This window comes from Paenibacillus sp. LPE1-1-1.1, assembly GCF_040676435.1.
In the GTDB taxonomy this organism is placed as follows: Bacteria; Bacillota; Bacilli; order Paenibacillales; family Paenibacillaceae; genus Pristimantibacillus.
Window position 1 is genome coordinate 2,010,159 of the sequence record NZ_JBEGHY010000001.1, and the last position, 20,437, is coordinate 2,030,595.

Here is a 20,437-nt window from a genome sequence, read left to right on the forward strand (position 1 = left end):
TATCCTCCTGCTGCCCTATTCTATTGTTTTGCAAAGCTATTGGCAGACCTGCAGCAATAGGGCTTCATTAACTAAGATATTCGGAGCTTCTCCATTTAGAACCGGCCTTTGGAAAATAACTCCTGCCGCACGCAAATAAGCTCCGCTGCTGCGGAGCTCGGTTGTTTTTTGTGGCATACAGCTCCCCTTCTTACCTATTCAATCGTTTCGTTACGTCAATCACGCGATTCGTTTGTACCTTAATTGCCTCAAGCGCGATGGGATCAAAATGTCCATTCTCATCGACAGTCGCGCTCGTGCCGTAAGGATTTCCTCCCGCTTTAAATAAAACGGGATCGGTATAGCCCGGAGCTACAACGATGGCTCCCCAATGATAAAATGTCGTATAAAGGGAAAGAATCGTCGCTTCCTGTCCGCCGTGCGGATTTTGCGCGGAGGTGAACGCGGAGACCACTTTATTCGCCAGCTTCCCTTTTGCCCACAAACCGCCGGTCGTATCGATAAACTGCCGGAGCTGCGCGGCAGCATTGCCAAAGCGGGTGGGAGTTCCGAATAAAATGGCATCGGCCCATTCTAAATCCTCCGGTTTCGCAACGGAAACCCCGGATGTTTCTTCATGATGTTTTTTCCAAGCGGCATTGGCAGCAATAACCTCTTCCGGGGCTTGCTCGGCAACGCGTAAAAGTCGAACTTCTGCCTCCTGGCATAAAGCCGCCTCTTCTGCCGCTTTAGCCATTTCATAGTTTGTACCAGTCGCACTGTAATAAACAATCGCTAATTTCACCATAATCCTTTTTCCTCCTCACGGAATGATCGGTTCACGTTTAGCCGACTATTTAATACCCTTCCTTTGCTGTTATTAATCAAAAAATGCGGCTGAATGACGTTGAATCCGACTATTTCCCGAGAAATGATCGAAAAATATCGAGAGTTGGAACCCCGTTTGCCTTACGCTTCAAATGAACGAATTGACTCGTGTACGGCAGCTCCCCTGTGGCTTCCGATGTTTCAGCACTCACCCATTAGGGTAATGAAGATTAACAAAATCACCAAAGGGAGTGGTTCAAATGACAACGCAACGTAATCTTGATATCGAAGAACGTCATGTGGAGAAAAAGTCGGATTCCAGCTTGGTAGCATCTACCTTCATCAAATATGCTGCCTATGTCATCATCTTTTTTGGAGTCCTGTACTTCCTGGTTCGTTATGTATTCCCTATGTTCTAAACGGAATAACAAACATAAGGCAGCCGCAGAGTCGAATCATCGACTTTGCGGCTGCCTTATGTTTGTATCCGGTGATATTATAGGATTGCCTACTTTATTTTGCAATGCGATTATCGCTTAAATTGAAAAGCATTCCGTATGCTTATCCATAGGTTATGGTAAAATGCGAGAAAGGGACCAACCTATAGATGAAAGGAGTGCTTCCTAAATGGGACGGCTCATCGATCAATATATCCGCAGTGCCGCGGAGAAGGAACATGCCGAGAAAGCCGAGGAGTTAGCGGCCCGATTTGCCGAGCGGGCGAATATCCATGACCGGGAAGGCTCATTCCCGCATGAAAATTTCGCCGACTTGCGGGACGCCGGCTACTTAAAGCTTACGGTACCGAAAAAATATGGAGGCGACGAGATTTCGCTTCACGAACTGGTTTCGCTTCAGGAGCGCTTAGCCTATGGCGATGGTTCAACAGCCCTAGCCGTAGGCTGGCATCTTGGACAGATGTTACACCTGCGAACGACCCGGAAGTGGCCGGATGCGCTGTTTGACGAGCTTTGCCTGGCTGTCGTATCCAAAGGAGCCATGATCAATACTTTTGCAAGCGAAGCCGCCTCAGGAAGCCCCAGCCGCGGCGGCCGGCCCGAAACGACCGCGGTACGGACAGAGGCCGGTTGGCTCATTACGGGACGCAAAACCTTCAGCACCCTCGCGCCGATCCTTGACCGGTTTGTCGTAACCGCCTATATTCCTGAGGAAGAAGGCACTGCGGATTTTCTAGTCTACAAGAACGACCGGGTGAGCATGATTGAAACATGGGATACGGTCGGCATGCGCGGAACCGGAAGCCATGATGTGGTCATGAGCGAGGTTTTCGTTCCCGATGAACACCGTCTCTCCGGAAAAGGCACCGACGACGGCGGCGGATGGCTTCTGCATATCCCGGCTTGCTACTTAGGCATCGCAATGGCTGCGCGTGACTATGCAATCTCATTCGCGCAAACCTATCGCCCGAATCATCTTCAAGGCCCAATCGCCGAGCTTGCAACGGTTCAACAATCGATTGGACAGATGGAAATCGAGCTGCGTACCGCCCGCTCGCTCGTTTATGAAGCGGCAGGCCGCTGGGATCGGGAAATAGAGCAACGGCCGTCATTGCGGCCGGAGCTAGGGCTGGCCAAGTTTGTCGCTACGAATAACGCGATTAGAGTGGTCGACATGGCTATGCGAATCGTAGGCGGCGCCAGCTTATCCAGAAACCTGCCTTTGGAACGCTACTATCGCGATGTCCGGGCAGGCCTTCACAACCCGCCGATGGACAATATGGTGCTGCAAACGCTCGCCTTGAGCGCTCTGGCCGAAAAACGATGATGTTCTACTCCGCGGTTTACGGTTGAAACAAATCATCGGCGACAAGCGGCATGGATGCATCTTGCATTCCGGCTATAAAATACTCATACCGGCCCAGCTTGGCAAGCGCCTCCCGATCCGGCTGCCATACCCACTCGTCAATTTCGGTTTGGCACCGATGCGCGCGGAAGGCTGCGAGCTTCGCGGCCAAATGCCCCCGAACATCGATTTTTACAATGTCCTGTTTGGAATAGCCGAATCGTTCGGGGGCTTCCATGGCATCGCCAAAGCTGATGAAATAGAGGGAGCCCTGCTGCCGGGTTCGGTGAAAAGCCGCGGTGGCGGCCTTCCCTATTGCACAGTGATCAGGGTGTCCGCCTAATGTCTCATGAAAGGTCAGTACCACATCAGGACGGATCTCCTCCATCAACTCGCCTATTCTGTCAATCAAACGATTAGAATCGTAAAATTCAACCATTTTATCGCGAATACCGAAAAACTCCAGACGTTGGATGCCAAGCGCATCACAGGCTTTCCGCAGCTCCTTTTCCCGAATCTCCGGCATGGACTCTCTATTTACATAAGGCGGATTTCCCATCCGGCGCCCCATATCTCCCCTTGTTGCACTTACAAGCGTGATTTCAACCCCCCTGTCCGCATATTTAGCCAACGTTCCGCCGCATATAAAAGACTCATCGTCAGGATGAGCGAACACGGCCAGCAGCCTGCCTTTTCGATTACCGTGATTTTCAGTCATTCCGGAAACGGCTCCTTTCCTAGGTGGAGAGCGACATTCATCCTGCCAAACTCGTCGTAACCGGCAAGCAGCAGCTTGCCATCCGCCATTATTTCGTAATGGGTAAGGGCTTCCATACGCAGCCAGCCTATTTCATCAAAGCGCAGCGCTATCCGATACGGCCCTTCACCCGCAATAAAAACTTCTTCGAGCCTCACTTTGAAATTCCGAACAAAAACGAAGGACGTCGCTTCGCTATGAAGATAGGCCTCCTGCGCTCGGAAGCCTTGGAACGCTGCTTCCAGCTCTGGCTTGTTTATGTATTTCATCGCCGCTTCATTCCCCTTCTATAAAGTTAATAGGAGCTATTACATTTTAGCATGTGCCTCTGGTCGTTCACCATAGGAAGGTGAAGGTAGGCTCATTGATCCGCATATGCTAACTCCTTGTTCAGCATGCATGACAAAAAAACGCTTCAGACAAATGCCTGAAGCGTTTTTTCCCGTATGCTACAAATCGGCCAGCACTTGATACCAGATCCCTTTTTTCGAATAAAGGTTTTGTCTGACCTCGGGCCAACCGCCTAAGTATGAAATGTCGAACAGCTCATCAGGAACCGTATAAAGGTCCTTCGTGTCCGCCGCAACCTTCTCATCCACGGCACGGAAGCCATGCTCGACGAATAAACGTTGTGCCTCGTCGCTGTGAAGATAAGCGATGAAAGCTTCGGCTACCTTGCGCGAGCCATGCTTATCCGCATTCTTATCCACGATTGCAGCCGGATTCTCGATCAAAATCGTGCTTTTCGGCACGACGATATCGTAATCGACGCCCTTCTTAATGCGTGCGAGCAGCTCATTCTCATAAGTGACGATAACATCGCCAACCCCGTATTCAAAGGCGGCCATCGATGCGCGTCCGCTTTTGTCGAGCGATTCCACGTTCGCGTGAACGGCTTTTAGGAAGCTTTTGGCGTAAGCCTCATCCTTCGTGCCGTTTTTTTCCTCCGATTGCTTCAGACCCGCGCCATAAATGGCATTGATGTCCCACTGCGCCCCGCCGGAGGTTTTCGGATTGGGATAAAGCACCTTAACGCCCTCCCGCGTCAAATCATCCCAATCTTTAATAGCGAGCGGATTACCCTTACGGGTACCTAATACAACGATGGAGTTCGTAATGTTCCCGCCGTTACTCTGAGCCTTCCAATCATGCGTGATGAAGCCGGCATCCGCGATTTTATCCAGATCGCCTTCCATCGCAAGAATAGCGACATCCGCTTCAAATCCGCCGGCAATCGCGCGTGCCTGTGTCCCTGAAGCCTCATACGATTCCTGAAAGGTTACCTTCTGTCCCGTCTCCTGCAGCCAATAATCTTGGAATGCGGGGAGTACGTCAGCAAAAGCGTCCTTCACCACCGAATATGCACCGATTACAAGTGTTACATCGCCGTCCTGTACGGTAGACCCAGCCGCATTGCCGTTCGTCTGCTCTTCTGTGCCGCAGCCTGCTGCGGTGAGCAGCAGGACGGAGGCTAGCAGGAGAATGAACATGCGCTGACTTGTTGCTCGATTGATTTTCATGTTCGCATACAACTCTTTCTACGTAGCTTTTGGTTAGATATGGATAGGCATCGGATCAACCTTCAATTTATTTTCCTCAATCCAGCTTTCGTTGTCATTGAATAAGTAGGCACGGTGCACAAGCACGCTGACCTGATCCCCCGGATGAAGCACTTCCTTCTCGAGCGATCGGTACGTAATCAGCTTTGTATCGCCGACAAGCAGCTCAACCATCCACTCGCTGCCGCGGAAATGCAGATGCTTCACTTTACCTGGGAGCGTTGCGGAGGCAAGCTTGATTTCCCCCGGCTTGCCGATCTCAATATATTCCGGACGGATAAGCGCTTTGGTTCCAGGACGGCTTCCCGCATCTTCAAAGCCCTTAAGCTCCGAGATATTGTCCACGATCGTGGATTCGCCGATAAAGCTGGCGACGAACGGCGTCTCGGGATTTTTGTAAATATCCCAAGGGCTGCCCTTCTGTTCAAGCTTGCCTTTGCTGATGATCATGATCTCATCGGCGACTTCAATCGCTTCCTCTTGGTCATGCGTAACGAAAATGGAAGTGATGCCGACACGCTCGATCATTTCCTTAAGCCAAGTGCGAAGCTCTGTCCGGATCTTTGCATCGATGGCCGCGAAGGGCTCATCGAGCAGCAGCAGCTGCGGCTCCGGCGCAAGCGCACGGGCGAAGGCAACGCGTTGGCGCTGTCCGCCGGACAGCTGATGCGCATACCGATGCTCGAAGCCCTTCAAGCCGGTCAGTTCGACCAGATACATGACACGCTCGCGAATTTGCTCCTTGGATTGCTTCTTCACCTTTAAACCGAAAGCAATGTTGTCAAAAACGGTCATATGCTTGAACAACGCGTAGTTTTGGAAGACAAACCCGATCCCGCGCTCCTGCGGCGGAAGATCGTTAACGCGTTTGCCATGGAAAATAATATCGCCCGAGGAAGGAGACTCAAGCCCCGCCAGCATACGAAGTATGGACGTTTTACCGCCGCCGCTCGGTCCGAGCAAGCCGATCAGATGACCTTTTTCGATTTCAAAGCTAACATCTTTCACTGCATGAAAATCGCCAAAGTTTTTGTTTAAGTTCCGTACTTCAATATGCATGGCTTAATGCACTTCCTTTCGTTTTTTCGCCCATTCCATTAGCAGCAGCAGTCCGACGGAAAATGCCGCAAGAACGAGCGCCACGCCGTTGGCGGCAACCACGTTGAAATTTTCTACATCCTGATACACAAGCGTTGTTGCCGTTTGCGTTTTATTCATAATATTTCCGGACACGACGAGCACCGCGCCAAATTCCCCCAGCGAGCGTGCTACCGTCAGAACAACGCCATAGATAACTCCCCATCGGATCGAGGGCCAGGTTACCTTCCAAAACGTATACCAAGAGTAGGCGCCAAGGGTGGATGCCGCTTCCTCCTGCTGTGCTCCGATCTCCTGAAGCACCGGCATCACCTCGCGCACCATAAGCGGGAACGTTACGAACAAGGTCGCAAGAATCATCCCCGGCAGCGCGTATACGATTTTGAAGCCCGCATCTTCAAACAACGTGCCAATCACCGTATTCGGTCCTAGAATAAGCACGATCATCAGACCGCCAATAACCGGCGATACCGCGAACGGCAAATCGACCAAGCTGTTGAGCAGGCGCTTCATCCGCCGACCGATCCACACGGCACGGACAAGATACATCGCCAGCATAATGCCAAATACCGTGTTCAAGCCTGTAACGACCACGACGATAATTCCTGTCATCATGAGCGCGTGCAGCGACTGAGGTCTTGTAATCCCCTCGATAAATCCGCTCCAGCCGTCAGCCCAAGAGCCGGTAAAAATCTTGATCAGCGGGGCGATCAGCAATAAACCAAAAACGATATACGTTAATGTAATCCACAATCTTCTCATCATTGGTCGCTCCTCCTGCCTTGAATGAGGTTAACCGTCCAGAGGATGAGGAAGGATAGCGTCAGCAGCAGCACTGATACGGCAGCCGCTCCCTGCGGATTACTGCTTTCGATTTCTCCAAAAATATAAACCGATGCGATAAGCGTCTTTCCCGGAATATTACCGGCTACGAGCACGACTGCGCCAAACTCCGCTAGTCCGCGGGAGAAGGCCAGCATCGCGCCGCTTAAAATACCTGGCAGCATAGTAGGAAATATAACGCTGAAAAATGTTTTCGCACGCGTTGCGCCTAAAGTATAGGCCGCTTCTTCCTCCGATTTGTCCATTTCCTCAAGCAGCGGTTGAATGGCCCGGATTACGAAGGGAAACGTAACGAACAGCATCGCTACGATAATCGCAGGTTCATGAAACACGATCTCGATGCCTATTTTCTCCGCCAAGCCCCCAACGAAGCTATTTGGGCCAAGCAGCAGCAAAATCATCAGTCCGCCGACCGCTGTCGGCAATGCAAACGGCAAATCGACTAAGCTATTGAGCAGGCGCCGTCCCGGAAAACGATAACGAATAAGCACCCATCCGATCATCGTGCCCAAGAATACGTTTAGAATCGTTGCGATGACGGCCAGCTTCACCGTAAGAAGCACGGCCTTCCAAGCTAGTGGATCAGTGACGCTTTCCCAGAAAGGAGTCCATCCAAGCGAAAAGGATTGCGTATAAATACCGAGAATTGGTAATACGATTAGAATGACAAAATAAAGCATAATGGCGCTTCGAAAACCGAAGCTCCACCCTTTTCCGCGAAACAAAGCATTCACTGTGACTTTACCTCCCAGACCATCGGCTCGTGCCGCAGGTGTAGCAAAACAAGTAAAAACATAATTCCTATTAAGTTACTAGGTATTAATAATGTAGCATCCAAACTGGGATTAAGTCAATAAAAAATTTAGAAAAACTAATCGCTTTCATAGCCATTTCTTATGAACCCCCGAGCTGCAAGCACCCCTATCTACAAAAAGAGAGGAGACCAGCTTCCGCTGATGCTCCTCGTCTTCTTATTCGCCTTCAATATAGTAAGCATTCTCGCCTTCTGAAACGATCGCCTGCCCCTGCGTCAGATCGGTTATCCAAGCGATAAACGCCTCTGCCTCGGGCGCTTCAGGCAGGCAGCGCACGATGACGCGGTCCGTAAAATCCGTTCCGCCTACGCGCGTCCCCTTACCGTGCAGCTCGTTCTCCAGCTTGCCGTACCATGTATAATCCACATCCACGAACACTTCGCGATGAAGCACGTTTACGATTTCATCAGCCGCCTCGATGCCGGCAACCGCGCCGTCCGTGTACGCACGGACGAGCCCGCCTGCTCCAAGCATAATGCCTCCGAAATACCGCGTCACGACGACGGCGATATTTTTCAGCCCTTTATGCTTAATGACCTCTAGAATCGGCTTACCCGCCGTACCGCTTGGCTCCCCGTCATCTGACGCCTTCTGGAACTGATCGCGCTCGCCCACCATATAAGCAGAACAGTTATGCGTCGCCTGTTTATGCAGCTGCTTGATTTCGTTAATAAACGCGACGGCTTCCTCTTCCGATTCCACTGGCTTCGCGTATCCGATGAATCGCGATTTCTTGATCACGATCTCGGCGCTGGCCTGCTGCCTGACCGTTTTGTATTTCTCCAGCATAGGCTATGGCTCCCGTATCCCGATCAAGCGGGCCTGTTACAGCCTTGCTTCCAGCTCGGCTTTTTCTTTCTCAAAGCCCGGCTTGCCAAGCAATGCGAACATATTCTTCTTATAAGCCTCAACGCCCGGTTGGTCGAACGGATTAACGCCAAGCAGGTAACCGCTGATTCCGCATGCTTTTTCGAAGAAATAGACAAGGTAACCAAATGTGTAAGGCGTCATATCGGCAATGTTCACGATAAAGTTCGGAACTTGTCCGTCCGTATGCGCAAGAAGCGTTCCTTCGAAAGCTTTCTTGTTAACGAAGTCCATCGTTTTGCCGGTCAGGAAGTTCAGACCGTCAAGATCCGCATCGTCATGCTCGATGGAGATGTGCTCTGCCACTTCTCTTACTTGAATGACGGTTTCGAAAATGTTCCGGTTACCCTCTTGGATAAACTGGCCCATCGAGTGCAAATCCGTCGAGAAATCTACCGCTGCCGGGAAAATGCCTTTAAAATCCTTGCCTTCGCTTTCGCCGAAGAGCTGTTTCCACCACTCCGATACAAAGTGCAGCGACGGCTCGTAGTTCACGAGAATTTCGGTTGCTTTGCCTTTGCGGTACAGCGCGTTGCGGGCTGCGGCGTACTGGTAAGCTTCATTCTCGGCAAGGTTAGGGTTGCTGTATTCTTTGGATGCGTCAGCCGCGCCCTGCATGATGGATTCGATATTGATTCCGGCAGCTGCGATAGGCAGCAAGCCTACAGCCGTAAGCACGGAGTAACGGCCGCCGACATCGTCTGGAATGATAAACGATTCGTAGCCTTCCTCGGACGATAGCTTTTTAAGCGCGCCCTTCTCGCTGTCTGTTGTTGCATAGATGCGCTTGCGTGCTTCTTCTTTGCCGTATTGCTTCTCAAGCGCTGCGCGGAATACGCGGAAGGCGATAGCCGGCTCTGTCGTTGTTCCTGATTTGGAGATGACGTTGATCGACCAATCGCGGCCTTCAACCAGTTGCAATAGGTGAGTAACGTAAGTGGAGCTGATGTTGTTGCCGGCGAACAATACCTGCGGCGTCTTGCGCTGTTCTTTTGGCAAGATATTATAGAAAGAGTGCGACAACGCTTCGATAGCGGCCCGAGCGCCAAGATAAGAACCGCCGATACCGATTACGATCAGCACCTCCGAGTCCGATTTGATCTTGTCGGCAGCCTTCTGAATGCGGGCAAACTCTTCTTTATCGTAGTTTGTAGGAAGGTCGATCCAGCCCAGGTAATCCGAACCCGTGCCTGTACCGTTATGTAATTGCTCATGCGCTAGGCGAACGGATTCCGCCATATAATCGATTTCATGCTGGCCAATAAATGTCAGCGCTTTGCTGTAGTCAAACTGTACTGTTTTGCTCATGTAAATTTAAACCTCCTAAAATTTTGTGAAACAAAAATACTTCGTAAGCAAAAGCCAAACGCCTGCGAAGCCATAATGCTTCTTATAGGGAACGCTTAAAATAAATCCATTCCTTGATAATGCTTTTCAACTTAGCCTCTACAATATCGGATTTACCTTATAAAAACAAGCAACGAACCATGAAAAATAAATGAAGAATCTGTATAATCATACAAGTATACACGGTTGTTCGCGTCTTCTGCGGCAAAAGCAGCTGTTTTGCGGAGATATATAAGAATAACTATATGAGAGAACATATAAATTCTTATATATTAAAATACGTTATGGAGCGGAGGAAATCGATATGAACAAAGTCGGATTTATCGGCTTGGGCGTTATGGGAGTCGGAATGGCGTCGAATTTATTGCGAAAGGGCTACGAGGTGGCGGTATACAACCGAACGCCGGGTAAAGCAGAGAGCTTGCTGGCGCTTGGCGCCAAGGAACTGGATTCGCCTGCCTCCGTTGCAGCGGCCTCGGATGTCGTCATTACGATGATAAGCAACGATGCGGCCATACGCGAGGTATATTGGGGGGAAAACGGTATTTTTGCCGGCACCCGGAGCGGCATTACCCTGATCGACAGCAGCACGATTTCTCCAACGTTAGCCAAAGAGCTTGCTGCAGAAGCAGAAGCGCACGGGGCAGCCTTCCTCGACGCGCCCGTAACCGGAAGCAAGCCGGCGGCCGAGGGCGGAACGCTTGTATTTATGGTTGGCGGGGATACGGATAAAATCAGCGAGGTCGAGAATATATTGCTTGCTATGGGCCGCAAGGTCATCCCCATGGGCGCAAACGGCAGCGGCTCGATTGCCAAGCTTGCCCATAATACGATTGTCGGCATCAATGTGGTTGCCCTGGCAGAAGGAATGGCCATCGCAGCAAGCGGCGGAATTGACGGCAGCGCGTTCGTTGAGCTCGTTCAATCCGGCGGAGCAGCCAGCAAGGCAGCCGAAATGAAAGGTCCAAAGCTGCTCGAAGGAAATTACGACGTCCAATTTTCGCTGGAGCTGATGCTGAAGGACCTGAGGCTTTCATCCGTTTTATCGGACAGCTTAAACGTGCCTTCGCCGCTTCTTGAAGCGTCTAAAAGTATCTTTCAAGTGGGCGAATCAATGGGACTTGGCGCACTTGACATGAGCAGCGTCGGTCAAGCCTATGAGCAATGGATCGGACGCAAGCTAAGCGGCCGCTCAGATAATTTGCACTAGCGGCGGAACGGAAAAAGCGGTGCAAACGATCGTCCGAGAACGATCGTTTGCCCCGCTTTTTTTGGAGTTTCTTAGTAGTAAGGAGAGATCATCAGATAAACGACTACGCCTGTAATGCTTACATAAAGCCATATCGGCATCGTCCATCTGGCAATTTTGCGGTGCTTGTCCACCTTCATTTGCAGGCCGCGGACCGCAGACAGCAGAGCAAGAGGAACAACCGCAATCGCGAGCAAGATATGACTCAGCAAAATAAAGAAATAGATCGGGCGCAGGATGCCTTCTCCGCCGTATTTCGTTGATTCTGTCAGATAGTGATACGTAACGTAAGAAACAAGAAATAGGGTTGTCGACGTAAAAGCAGCCCCGATAAACGCACGGTGGAGACGGACGTTCTTTTTCATAATCGCAGCCAAAGCAACAACGAGCGCGATAAAAGTGAAGCAATTGAAAATCGCGTTTAGCAGCGGCAATATCGTAACATCGAATCCAATTTCTCCATCGTAAGCTGGCAGAAAGAACAGAATCGTGATGATCGCTACCAGGACCAGCGACAAAATCGCAACCAAGGGCCCAACGTTTTTTTCCTTCAAGTGCATAACCTCCCAATAAACGCACCATACCATAGCATTACTTATGGGCGCTTCCTTCTCCATTAACCTTATCCGATTTGCGCGGCCCAATCAATTTGATTTCAGGCATAGATGTCACGAAAAATCGAATTTTGATTTTTCCCTGCAAACAAATGCCGCCGCGGATAAGCCCTGAGTCGGCTCTCCTGCGGCGGCATTTTATTCCAGGCTGCTTTATGCTTAATAAACGTTCAATATCTCGAATCGCTGCGGATCGCGTCCTTTTCTCGGGTCATGCTCGGCCGCTTGGGTTACAAACACGTATGCATGTTTACGGTCTTTTCCTTCGCCATAACCCGCACTCAGCACTTTTCCGGTCGTGCGGTTTCGAATCCATACGCCGCTTTCGGCATCCGTATCGTAGTCCAGCGACCATTCCGTACAGCACGGAACGTCGCTTCGCTCCAGTATGGCTGGCTCATCGCTCGAGCGGTCTGAAGATAAATTCACAGCAATGCAGCGGCTGTCCGCCTTGCTTCTGATACGAACATATCCTTCATCCCCCGCAGGCTCCACGGTCCATTTCTGCTCTTCCGAAGCGTAAGACAGAACACCGCCGATTACTTCGGCAGCCCCTTCTCTCTCCAGCGCGATGGCCATATACCGCTCTGCTCCGCAGCTTTTGATCCGGTGCAAGCCGCTCGGCTCCAATTGCGGTTCAAGCAGGCCGTTAGAGAGATCCATGGTCAACCGATCCGCCCATTCCAGCTTCAGCTCTTTATCCGATGGAAAGCTTAAAGGCAGAAATACATAGGTGGAATGATGATAATTGGACGGATCCCAACGATCTCCCACATATAAATAAGCAGTTTCGCCCTGCGATTGCAGCGGCACAATGAATGCCGGCTGCGTATCGTAGGTCGTTGCATCACCGAATGGCATAAGCTGCGACCATCTGCCTGTCAAGCTGTCGGAATAGGCATACGCACCCTGGTTCGGAAGCCAGCCCGTACAAGCCGAAGTTACGAGGAAATAGATCCCGTTCCGCTTGAGGACGGCCGGCGCCTCCCGGTACTGCCCGGGCCATAATGTTTTGACATTCTCCTCAATGCTTAAATAATCATCCGATAGCCGATAAACGAGAAGATCGGCATTATCCCTTGCGGCTGAAATGAAATACGCGCTGCCGTCGGTATCCTGAAATACCGTGCAATCCCTCGACATATAGCCAACCGGGTTAAAGCTCCCATGATAGACGTATTCGCCGTCAATCGTATCGCAGGTCGCAACCGCGCAGCGGGCATCGTTATAATTGCGGCCGTTTTCCCAATGCATCCACATGACATATTTGCCTGTCCGCTCGTTGCGAAGCACCTTAGGACGTTCAATTACGGCTCCTTGTCTGAAGCCAATGTCTTCCTTGTCTGACGGAAACAGCTCCAGCGACGTCCTGTAATATATCGGGCGTGCCTTGGATTCAAGCGTAAGCACCGCGCCTCTGCTCTCCCAATGGCATAAATCGCTTGAGCGGTAGCAGGACACCTTCCTGCCCTCTGTCCGATCCTCGCCGAACCAATAAAAATAACCGTTCTGCTGCAGCATCCAGCCGCCGTGTGCCCTTATCGGCTCGCCGTCTTTGTCCATCCATGCCGCTGCGTTGCGAATCGTTGCCCCGTTTTCCATCCCCATCATCCTCCCGGTTAGATCGAATGCTGATCCTTGTATTCCTGCGGCGTCATCCCGTACACCTTTTTGAACTGCTTAATGAAATACGCTGCGTTCTGATAGCTGAATTTCATTCCGATTTCATATATTTTAAGATTCGTAGTTTTCAATAAATAGGCTGATTTCTCCATTCGAATGCGAAGCATATAATCGGTCAAGCTTTCTCCTGTTACCGTTTTATACATTTGAGATACATAAACGGGATGCAGGTGAACGCGGTCCGCTATCATCTGCAGCGAGATCGGCCTATCCAAATGCTCTTCGATAAATCGCTGAACCTTGTAGATCAGCTTGGTATGGCCGTCGGCCGCCTCTCTTTCAAGCGATGAGCGCATAAGCGCCGTCAGACGGAACAGACCGTCCCGAAGCTGCCCGAACGTCTCGAACGATTCGAAGTTCAACGATGCCCGCTCGCTCGGCTTAAGAAATTCGAATAATCCGTATCCGCTCTTGTGGGCAATAAAGGTCAATGCGCCCGTCACGGCGCAGAACGACTCGAAGGCATGCTCGGCAGAGTCACCGAATTCCGTCTCGAGCTCCTCGAATATGAGACCAAGCTTTTCTTCAAACGCGTCCCAGCGTCCCGCTTCCAGCAAATCCTGAAGCATCGGGGGCTCATAGAGCCGCCTGAGCGTTTGCACAGCCGCTTTCTCCTGATGCTCGCCCAGTGAAAGCAGGTAGCCTTTTCCTCTTCCGATATGCTTGCGGAATGCGGCCAGCGCGCTGCTGTAAGAAGCAGCCAAATGCTCGGGAAAGGCGCCTTCTTCACCGATGACAACCGAGACTGCGCCCTTTAAATACGTTTCTACCTGCCGCTGAATCAGCTCGCCAAGTCGCATAAGCTGCTCATTTACTGCGGATTTCGTCCATTCTCGCGATTTGGATTGATTTATTCTTTTTACCGCAAAGGCCAAATATCCATGCGCTTCCTTGCAGGCCCATACCTGGCAGCGCTCGCGCAGCACTTCTTCAGCTACGTTGCTGACCGCGTATTCAAGAAGTGTGCGGTCCTTATAGCCATAATGTACGAACGGCTCCTCCAGACGAATAAGCAGCAAAGCGACCGCGTCATCCGGAGAGAAAGGAATCATAAGCTGAGACAGCTTATCTGCCAGCGCGTCTGCAGGAATCGAATGCCCTTGCAGCAGCTCGATCAATAAATCCCTTCGCAGCAGCGGCAAGTTTTCTCTCATCGTCTTCATGGTATTGTCGCGGGATACGAGCTCCTCCCACTCTCTCCGAACGGTGCCCAGCGCCTTATCGACAGCTTGGATCAAGTCTTCGTCATTTACAGGCTTCAGCAAATAGTCGGAAGCGCCGCCAGTGATTGCCCGCTTGGCATATTCGAATTCAGCGTGGCCTGTAAGCAAAATACATTGCGTGGACGGGGAAGCCTCGTGAACCTTATCCATCAGCTCCAGCCCAGAAATACCGGGCATCCGGATATCCGTAATCACAAGATCAACAGGATGCTGCCTCATAATGGCAAGCGCATCCGTTGCGGAGAATGCCTTGTGTACCGTGCCTATTTTCAGCTCGTCGCATGGCAGCGTCGCGGCAACGCCTTCGACAACCGATCTCTCATCATCGACGATTAAGATCTCATGCATGCTCGTCATCCTCCTTCCACCGTACAATCACTCTTAAGCCGCCGGCAGGTGAATGCTCAAGCTCAAGCCCCGACCGGCTGCCGTATTTATGAATAAGCCGTTGATGCACGTTGCGCATGCCGCAGCTTCCGCTTGCTTCACCCGGCATGTCGATCGTTTCTCTCAGCTCCGCAAGGGATTCCTCGCCCATGCCGATCCCGTCATCATCAATGATAATAATATATTCATCCGCTAAAGCCAGCCCTTTGATGGTTATCGCCCCGGCATCCTCCTTCTGCTCGATGCCGTGAATAATCGCATTCTCAACGATCGGCTGAAGCAGCAGGCGAGGCAGCGATAGTTCTTCCATCGCCTCTGGAATATCAATATCGAATTGGATTCGGTTCATGCGCATGTTTTGGATCGATAAATAATTGCGGATCAGCTTAATCTCGTCTCCGACCGTCGTTTCCTGTTGGTCCACATGCGTAGTGTAGCGGTAATATTCGCCCAGCTTAACCGCCATAGCCATAACGGCCTCTTGCTCGCCAAGCCGCGTCATATTTTTCATGAAAAACAAACAATTATATAAAAAATGCGGATTAATCTGTGATTGAAGCTGCTTAAGCGTTGCTTCCCTGGAGCGCAGCTTCTCCTCGTATACGCGGTCGATAAGATCTTCGATCTGCTCGCTCATCAAGTTAAACTGATCGAATAAATAACCAAATTCATCACGCTTGCCGCTGTCTACTCGAACCGTATAATCGCCCTTCCTCAGACGCTTAACGGCTAGGAAAAGCTCGCGTATAGGCACCTGCACATGTTTATAAAGCAGAAAAGCAGCCAGCACGCTGACGATGGCTATCACGCTCATCGATAACCAAAACCAATTGCGGCTTGACGTGATCGGATCCAAGATGCTTTCAAGCGGCACGTATTCGATTAAATACCAGCCGATTGTATCCGATTTGATAAAATTGACCATATAACGCGCGTCTTGCAGCGATGTGATAAACGTACCTTGCTCCTCTTTCGAATGGCTTCTTGCCGCGATTGATGGAATAAGCTCATCAATTCGGTCCATGTTCGCCGTCCGGGTCACGATTGGCGCATAATCCGGATGGTAAAGAAACGGATCGCCTGAGCTGTCCGACTTGAATGAGGTCAGCATATCCCCGATATTTTTGGCATCCACCCTTATTTCCCCGACAAGGTCCGCTTCCTCCGTGTGATCGTAAGCCGACAAAGGCTCTATCGTCCGAAATGTGAACGAGTCGGGCACGCGGGAATTATCCATAGGCTCGAATTTCCAAATAAAAGGATCAACAGGCTTGCCGACGATTTCATCCCGAAACAGCTTTTTGAACGTGATCGAGCCGTGGGTGCTCACAACCTGATCCGACATAGGTGCGTAAAGCGTATACGAATGGGACCAACCGCCTGTTTTGCCTCGTCTTTCGAGCTCTTCCTGCAGCTCCAGCTTTAGCTCAAAGGAAGCATAGCTGCTCGACTGCGGGTCCATCGCGATAAAAGATTTGACTCTCGGCTCAATGCCCAAGTTGTTGACGGAGGTCATGAATTGGTTGAATTCGTCATCGATCTGCTGGACAAGAAAAGAGAGCTTGTTTCGGTTGTTTTGCTGAATCTCCTCCTGCACGACCTGAACGCTGACTTGATTGGAGTAGGAGTAAAGCGCCACGAACGGAATGAGCAGCAATCCCAGAATGGCCAATATTTTTTTGAAAATATTCGATTTTTCCATTAGGTATGCCGCCCTCTCCGACAAGGAAAAGCACCGATTCCCCCCTTAGGAGGAAAGGGTGCCAGCCTTGAACCCGATGTCACTTATTCATTGGTATTTACTGAATCGTACCATTCATTAATTTCATCCGTAATCGTATCCCCGCCGGATGATTTCCACTGGGCTACATACGTATCGAAGGCATCGATCGGGCTCTCGCCGTAGATGATCTTGTTGAAGGTTTCCTTCTCGCTTTTGCTCAGGAAATCCCAACGCTTCTTATACGTCTTCGTAGGGGAGCCGTTGTATAGGTTCGGCATCGCGTATTGAATCTGGCTAAAGTTTACGGCGCCGCCATGAATGTTTTTGTCCATATCCATCGATGATCTTTTCTCGAATGCGGTTTCCGGCTCCTTGCCGCCGTCCAAATCATTCATCGTCTTCATAACGAGTGAAGGAATCCGCGCGCCGTCAAACAGCAGCGTATATTTGCCTATATTCATGGTAGGCTTGTCTTCCGGGAATTGTGCGGGATCCCAAGTTGGCTGACCGTCTTTGATCAAGTAATCATAACCCTCTTCAAACCCGTATTCAAGCGGGCTTCCAGCCTGCGGGTCGCCTTGATTGTCATAGAGATAGTTGGCATAAAGGAAGAACGCTTCCGGATGCTCGAAATTTTTGTTGATCAAAACAACCCCGTTGCTCACGCCCGATTGGCTGCGGCCAATATGGCCGTCTGGTCCCGCTGGCAGCGGATATGCGCTGTAGTCCGCATTTTTGTCCACTTCCTTAACTGCCGGAAGCGGCCAGCCCCCAGCCCAATAAGGAGCAGCAACAATGCCTGCTTTGCCTGATGAGAACAGCTCTGCTGCTTTGCCTTCATCGTGAAGCCCAGCTTCTTTATGGATGTAGCCCTTATCCATCCAATCCTTCAGCTTGCCGAGCACCGTCTTCACCGCCGGTTGAATGGACCCGTAAGCGAGCTTCCCTTCGCTATCGGCATTCCACTGCGCCGGCATTACGCCATATGCGCCAAAGATGAAGTCGGCATCCGCAAGGCCCCATGTGTTCATACCGTTTTTCAAGCCGACCGCGAGACCTACCGTATCCTTCTTGCCGTTTCCGTCAGGATCTTCGTTCGCGAAAATCTCCATCATTTTCTCCATGTCTTCAATCGTGGCAGGCGCCTGCAAATTATACTTCTTCATCCAGTCGTCCCGGATCCAGAGAACCGTATCGTTATTATTGGAGTAGTCCAATACCGGAATCGCATATTTTTTGCCGTCGCGCACGTACGGATTCCAGACGCTCGCATCCTCCGCCATCGCTGACTTATACGACTCGCTGGCATACTGCTCAAACAAATCGCCAACCTCGACGAATTTTCCCGAATCGATCAACGCATCGACAACATCCTGCGAGCCGCGGTATTGAACGATATCCGGCAGGTCTTCATTGGCAGACAGCAGAAGCCTGATTTTTGTATCGATGGAGCTGCTGTCAGCCGTCCACACGTAATTCAAATCGATATTAAACGTTTCTTTCGCCCAGGTTACATGCGGGTTATTGTTGATATCCTCCCCGCTCCGGAACTTAACGTCGCTGGTCATTTGACGCACGATATCCATTTTTACCGGCTCGCTGAATTTCCCCGTCTCCAGCACGTTTTTCACCTCGGCCTGCTTCTCGGGATCAGCCGAAGCTTCCCCTGCGCTGCCGTTGTTTCCGTTCGAACTTGCGCATGCGCCCAGCAGGCCCATGCAAATGACGAGCGACGTCATTAGAGCAACCAGCTTCATCCATCTTTTATTCAAAATGAGTTCCCCCTTAGTATTCTTTTATTCATAGCATGCCTTATTCCTTTACGGAACCCAGCACGATCCCTTTCACGAAAAACTTTTGCAAAAAAGGATAAACCGCGATAATCGGCAGCGTTGCGATAAAAATTTGAGCCGTCTTGACCGTCCGGTTGGACAGCTCCTTCATCTCTTCCGCATTTACATTCATGCTGCTCAAATCGCGCTGCACAACCAGCGTCTGCAGCAATGTGGACATGGGGTACTTTTCCGTTTGCGTCATGTAAATGAGGCCGTCAAACCATGCGTTCCAATGTCCAACCATCGTGAACAACCCGATCGTGGCAAGCGAAGGCAGCGAGATCGGCAGGTAAATGCTCCACAAGGCCCGAAAATGGCCCGCTCCGTCAATAAATGCGGCTTCCTCCAACGCCTTCGGCACCGAGGTCCGAAAAAAATTCATCAACAAGATCGTATTATACACGCTAACCGCGCCCGGAAGCACCAGCGCCCAAATCGAATTCAGCAAGCCCAGCTTCTGAACGACCATATACCCGGGAATGAGGCCGCCGCTGAACAGCATCGTGAAGACAAAAAACCAAGCATACATATTGCGGCCCTTGAACTCATTCGTTTCCTTGGACAACGAATAACCGATTAGAACGGACAAGCCGACAGCAATGGCTGTACCGATTACCGTACGCAGCACAGAATTCGCAAACGAGCCTACGAAATGCTCATTTGAGAGCGTCACCTTATAGGCCTCGAGCGAAAATCCGATCGGCCACAGCTTCACGATATTCGCATCCGCGGCCGCCGACGAGCTGAATGATACCGCAAGCACGTGAAGTAGAGGAGCAATACACAAGAATGACAAAAGTGCTAGAAACACTCCGTTTCCCACGGAGAAAATACGATAAGTTAACGAACGATGATGCATGTGGCTCCCCCCTTTCAGAAAATGCGGTAATTGGCCAGCTTATAGGCGAGCCGGTATGAAATAACGATCAGAACAAAGCTGACAAGCGACTTGAACACGCCTACTGCGGTACCGAAACCAAAGTCTCCGCCGATTAGGCCAACGCGGTAGACATAGGTATCGATAATGTCGCCTTTTTCATACACCAATGGATTGTACAGATTGAAAATTTGGTCAAAGCCTGCGTTTAAAATATTTCCGAGTGAAAGCGTCGCAACGACGATCGTTATCGGAATCAGCGACGGAAGCGTGATCTTCAGCACTTGCTGCCAGCGATTAGCCCCGTCAATGAGCGCAGCCTCGTAAAAATCAGGATTAATGCCGGACAGAGCGGCTAGAAAAATGATTGTCGAAAATCCGAAATCCTTCCAAACATCGCTGACGATTACCGTAAACCGGAACCAATCCCCGTTGCCGAGGAAAAAAATCGGCTCGATGCCAAGCCAGCCGAGCGCTTGATTCACCAGTCCGCCGTCGGTCGACAGCATGTCCAGCAAAATCCCTCCGAGAATAACCCAGGATAGAAAATGCGGCAGGTAAACGAACGTCTGCACGAACCGTTTAAACACCATTTTCCGCACCTCGTTAAGCAAAAGCGCGAACACCAGCGGGACGATGAGATGAGCAACGATCTTGATGACCGCAATAAGCAAGGTGTTCCATATCACTTGCCTGGCATCCGGATATTCAAACATCAGCTTAAAGTTTTCAAATCCGATCCATTCCGATCGAAAAAAACCAAGCTGCGGCTGGAAGTCCTGAAAAGCCATGACAAGTCCCAGCATCGGCAAATACGAGAAGATAAGGACGAGCGCTATACCAGGCACCAGCATGACATGCAGCGGCCAGGTAAGCTTAAAATTCCACCTCCGTGCAATCCGTTGTTTCAATAGGTTCTCCCCCTTTCACCCTTTTCGTTCTGTCTATGT

Annotated in this window: 20 protein-coding genes; 3 read left to right on the plus strand and 17 right to left on the minus strand. The window is 50.8% G+C overall.

Annotated elements, in window-relative coordinates:
• Positions 1-36: 36 nt before the first annotated feature.
• A complete protein-coding gene (locus MRBLPE1_RS08815) occupies positions 37-177 on the minus strand; it encodes a hypothetical protein (RefSeq protein ID WP_364144144.1) in 141 nt (46 codons plus the stop codon).
• A gap of 13 nt (positions 178-190) precedes the next feature.
• A complete protein-coding gene (wrbA, locus tag MRBLPE1_RS08820) occupies positions 191-787 on the minus strand; it encodes an NAD(P)H:quinone oxidoreductase (protein ID WP_364144147.1) in 597 nt (198 codons plus the stop codon).
• A 280-nt stretch (positions 788-1,067) separates the two neighbouring features.
• On the opposite strand from wrbA, the gene MRBLPE1_RS08825 reads away from it, so the two are divergent.
• Together MRBLPE1_RS08825 and MRBLPE1_RS08830 are read left to right on the plus strand one after the other, a co-directional pair.
• Entirely contained in the window at positions 1,068-1,226 is a 159-nt protein-coding gene (locus MRBLPE1_RS08825) for a hypothetical protein (RefSeq protein ID WP_364144149.1), read from the plus strand.
• A gap of 208 nt (positions 1,227-1,434) precedes the next feature.
• Positions 1,435-2,592, plus strand: a complete 1,158-nt coding sequence (locus MRBLPE1_RS08830) for an acyl-CoA dehydrogenase family protein (RefSeq protein ID WP_364144151.1) — start codon at positions 1,435-1,437, stop codon at positions 2,590-2,592.
• A 16-nt stretch (positions 2,593-2,608) separates the two neighbouring features.
• Here MRBLPE1_RS08830 and MRBLPE1_RS08835 read toward each other — a convergent pair whose 3' ends face one another.
• The 8 genes from MRBLPE1_RS08835 to MRBLPE1_RS08870 form a co-directional block, all read right to left on the minus strand.
• On the minus strand, positions 2,609-3,328 hold the full coding sequence (locus MRBLPE1_RS08835; protein ID WP_364144153.1) for a PIG-L family deacetylase: 720 nt from the start codon (positions 3,326-3,328) through the stop codon (positions 2,609-2,611).
• Positions 3,325-3,636 (minus strand): DUF1806 family protein, encoded by a 312-nt coding sequence (locus MRBLPE1_RS08840; protein WP_364144156.1) that lies wholly within the window; start codon positions 3,634-3,636, stop codon positions 3,325-3,327. Before MRBLPE1_RS08840 ends, MRBLPE1_RS08835 begins: the two co-directional genes overlap by 4 nt.
• A 180-nt stretch (positions 3,637-3,816) precedes the next feature.
• Positions 3,817-4,887 carry a sulfate ABC transporter substrate-binding protein gene (locus tag MRBLPE1_RS08845; RefSeq protein WP_364144159.1) on the minus strand — a complete coding sequence of 357 codons (1,071 nt, stop codon included), beginning with the start codon at positions 4,885-4,887 and terminating at the stop codon, positions 3,817-3,819.
• A gap of 33 nt (positions 4,888-4,920) precedes the next feature.
• Complete coding sequence (locus MRBLPE1_RS08850; protein WP_364144162.1) at positions 4,921-5,985, minus strand: sulfate/molybdate ABC transporter ATP-binding protein; 1,065 nt, start codon at positions 5,983-5,985, stop codon at positions 4,921-4,923.
• A gap of 3 nt (positions 5,986-5,988) precedes the next feature.
• Positions 5,989-6,786 carry a sulfate ABC transporter permease subunit gene (locus tag MRBLPE1_RS08855; RefSeq protein ID WP_364144585.1) on the minus strand — a complete coding sequence of 266 codons (798 nt, stop codon included), beginning with the start codon at positions 6,784-6,786 and terminating at the stop codon, positions 5,989-5,991.
• On the minus strand, positions 6,786-7,547 hold the full coding sequence (cysT, locus tag MRBLPE1_RS08860; RefSeq protein WP_414698858.1) for a sulfate ABC transporter permease subunit CysT: 762 nt from the start codon (positions 7,545-7,547) through the stop codon (positions 6,786-6,788). Before cysT ends, MRBLPE1_RS08855 begins: the two co-directional genes overlap by 1 nt.
• A 291-nt stretch (positions 7,548-7,838) precedes the next feature.
• Positions 7,839-8,471 (minus strand): YigZ family protein, encoded by a 633-nt coding sequence (locus MRBLPE1_RS08865; RefSeq protein WP_364144167.1) that lies wholly within the window; start codon positions 8,469-8,471, stop codon positions 7,839-7,841.
• 36 nt (positions 8,472-8,507) lie between these two features.
• Positions 8,508-9,857, minus strand: coding sequence for a glucose-6-phosphate isomerase (locus tag MRBLPE1_RS08870; protein ID WP_364144169.1), 1,350 nt, complete (start codon positions 9,855-9,857; stop codon positions 8,508-8,510).
• A 316-nt stretch (positions 9,858-10,173) separates the two neighbouring features.
• Here MRBLPE1_RS08870 and MRBLPE1_RS08875 point away from each other — a divergent pair, with 316 nt between their 5' ends.
• Entirely contained in the window at positions 10,174-11,106 is a 933-nt protein-coding gene (locus MRBLPE1_RS08875) for an NAD(P)-dependent oxidoreductase (protein ID WP_364144587.1), read from the plus strand.
• Between the two features lie 71 nt (positions 11,107-11,177).
• On the opposite strand, the gene MRBLPE1_RS08880 is transcribed toward MRBLPE1_RS08875, so the two are convergent.
• The 7 genes from MRBLPE1_RS08880 to MRBLPE1_RS08910 form a co-directional block, all read right to left on the minus strand.
• Positions 11,178-11,705, minus strand: coding sequence for a DUF420 domain-containing protein (locus tag MRBLPE1_RS08880; protein ID WP_364144171.1), 528 nt, complete (start codon positions 11,703-11,705; stop codon positions 11,178-11,180).
• Between the two features lie 213 nt (positions 11,706-11,918).
• Positions 11,919-13,361, minus strand: coding sequence for a family 43 glycosylhydrolase (locus MRBLPE1_RS08885; RefSeq protein WP_364144174.1), 1,443 nt, complete (start codon positions 13,359-13,361; stop codon positions 11,919-11,921).
• Positions 13,362-13,378: 17 nt separating this feature from the next.
• Positions 13,379-15,013: a response regulator gene (locus tag MRBLPE1_RS08890; RefSeq protein WP_364144177.1), complete on the minus strand. Its 1,635-nt coding sequence runs from the start codon at positions 15,011-15,013 to the stop codon at positions 13,379-13,381.
• Positions 15,006-16,754 (minus strand): sensor histidine kinase, encoded by a 1,749-nt coding sequence (locus MRBLPE1_RS08895; protein WP_364144180.1) that lies wholly within the window; start codon positions 16,752-16,754, stop codon positions 15,006-15,008. Before MRBLPE1_RS08895 ends, MRBLPE1_RS08890 begins: the two co-directional genes overlap by 8 nt.
• Before the next feature lie 83 nt (positions 16,755-16,837).
• Positions 16,838-18,547 (minus strand): extracellular solute-binding protein, encoded by a 1,710-nt coding sequence (locus tag MRBLPE1_RS08900; RefSeq protein WP_364144182.1) that lies wholly within the window; start codon positions 18,545-18,547, stop codon positions 16,838-16,840.
• A 40-nt stretch (positions 18,548-18,587) separates the two neighbouring features.
• Positions 18,588-19,469: a carbohydrate ABC transporter permease gene (locus tag MRBLPE1_RS08905; RefSeq protein ID WP_364144185.1), complete on the minus strand. Its 882-nt coding sequence runs from the start codon at positions 19,467-19,469 to the stop codon at positions 18,588-18,590.
• Between the two features lie 14 nt (positions 19,470-19,483).
• Positions 19,484-20,341: an ABC transporter permease gene (locus MRBLPE1_RS08910; RefSeq protein WP_364144589.1), complete on the minus strand. Its 858-nt coding sequence runs from the start codon at positions 20,339-20,341 to the stop codon at positions 19,484-19,486.
• Positions 20,342-20,437: the final 96 nt, after the last annotated feature.

Bases quoted from the DNA above. Each gene is read 5' to 3' on its own strand.
- MRBLPE1_RS08835 (WP_364144153.1), bottom strand. From the start codon at position 3,328: ATGACTGAAAATCACGGTAATCGAAAAGGCAGGCTGCTGGCCGTGTTC.
- MRBLPE1_RS08855 (WP_364144585.1), bottom strand. From the start codon at position 6,786: ATGAGAAGATTGTGGATTACATTAACGTATATCGTTTTTGGTTTATTG.
- MRBLPE1_RS08910 (WP_364144589.1), bottom strand. From the start codon at position 20,341: ATGCTGGTGCCTGGTATAGCGCTCGTCCTTATCTTCTCGTATTTGCCG.
- MRBLPE1_RS08865 (WP_364144167.1), bottom strand. From the start codon at position 8,471: ATGCTGGAGAAATACAAAACGGTCAGGCAGCAGGCCAGCGCCGAGATC.
- MRBLPE1_RS08885 (WP_364144174.1), bottom strand. From the start codon at position 13,361: ATGGAAAACGGGGCAACGATTCGCAACGCAGCGGCATGGATGGACAAA.
- cysT (WP_414698858.1), bottom strand. From the start codon at position 7,547: ATGCTTTATTTTGTCATTCTAATCGTATTACCAATTCTCGGTATTTAT.
- MRBLPE1_RS08830 (WP_364144151.1), top strand. From the start codon at position 1,435: ATGGGACGGCTCATCGATCAATATATCCGCAGTGCCGCGGAGAAGGAA.
- MRBLPE1_RS08880 (WP_364144171.1), bottom strand. From the start codon at position 11,705: ATGCACTTGAAGGAAAAAAACGTTGGGCCCTTGGTTGCGATTTTGTCG.
- MRBLPE1_RS08825 (WP_364144149.1), top strand. From the start codon at position 1,068: ATGACAACGCAACGTAATCTTGATATCGAAGAACGTCATGTGGAGAAA.
- MRBLPE1_RS08850 (WP_364144162.1), bottom strand. From the start codon at position 5,985: ATGCATATTGAAGTACGGAACTTAAACAAAAACTTTGGCGATTTTCAT.
- MRBLPE1_RS08870 (WP_364144169.1), bottom strand. From the start codon at position 9,857: ATGAGCAAAACAGTACAGTTTGACTACAGCAAAGCGCTGACATTTATT.
- MRBLPE1_RS08905 (WP_364144185.1), bottom strand. From the start codon at position 19,469: ATGCATCATCGTTCGTTAACTTATCGTATTTTCTCCGTGGGAAACGGA.
- MRBLPE1_RS08895 (WP_364144180.1), bottom strand. From the start codon at position 16,754: ATGGAAAAATCGAATATTTTCAAAAAAATATTGGCCATTCTGGGATTG.
- MRBLPE1_RS08815 (WP_364144144.1), bottom strand. From the start codon at position 177: ATGCCACAAAAAACAACCGAGCTCCGCAGCAGCGGAGCTTATTTGCGT.
- MRBLPE1_RS08890 (WP_364144177.1), bottom strand. From the start codon at position 15,013: ATGCATGAGATCTTAATCGTCGATGATGAGAGATCGGTTGTCGAAGGC.
- MRBLPE1_RS08845 (WP_364144159.1), bottom strand. From the start codon at position 4,887: ATGAAAATCAATCGAGCAACAAGTCAGCGCATGTTCATTCTCCTGCTA.
- MRBLPE1_RS08840 (WP_364144156.1), bottom strand. From the start codon at position 3,636: ATGAAATACATAAACAAGCCAGAGCTGGAAGCAGCGTTCCAAGGCTTC.
- wrbA (WP_364144147.1), bottom strand. From the start codon at position 787: ATGGTGAAATTAGCGATTGTTTATTACAGTGCGACTGGTACAAACTAT.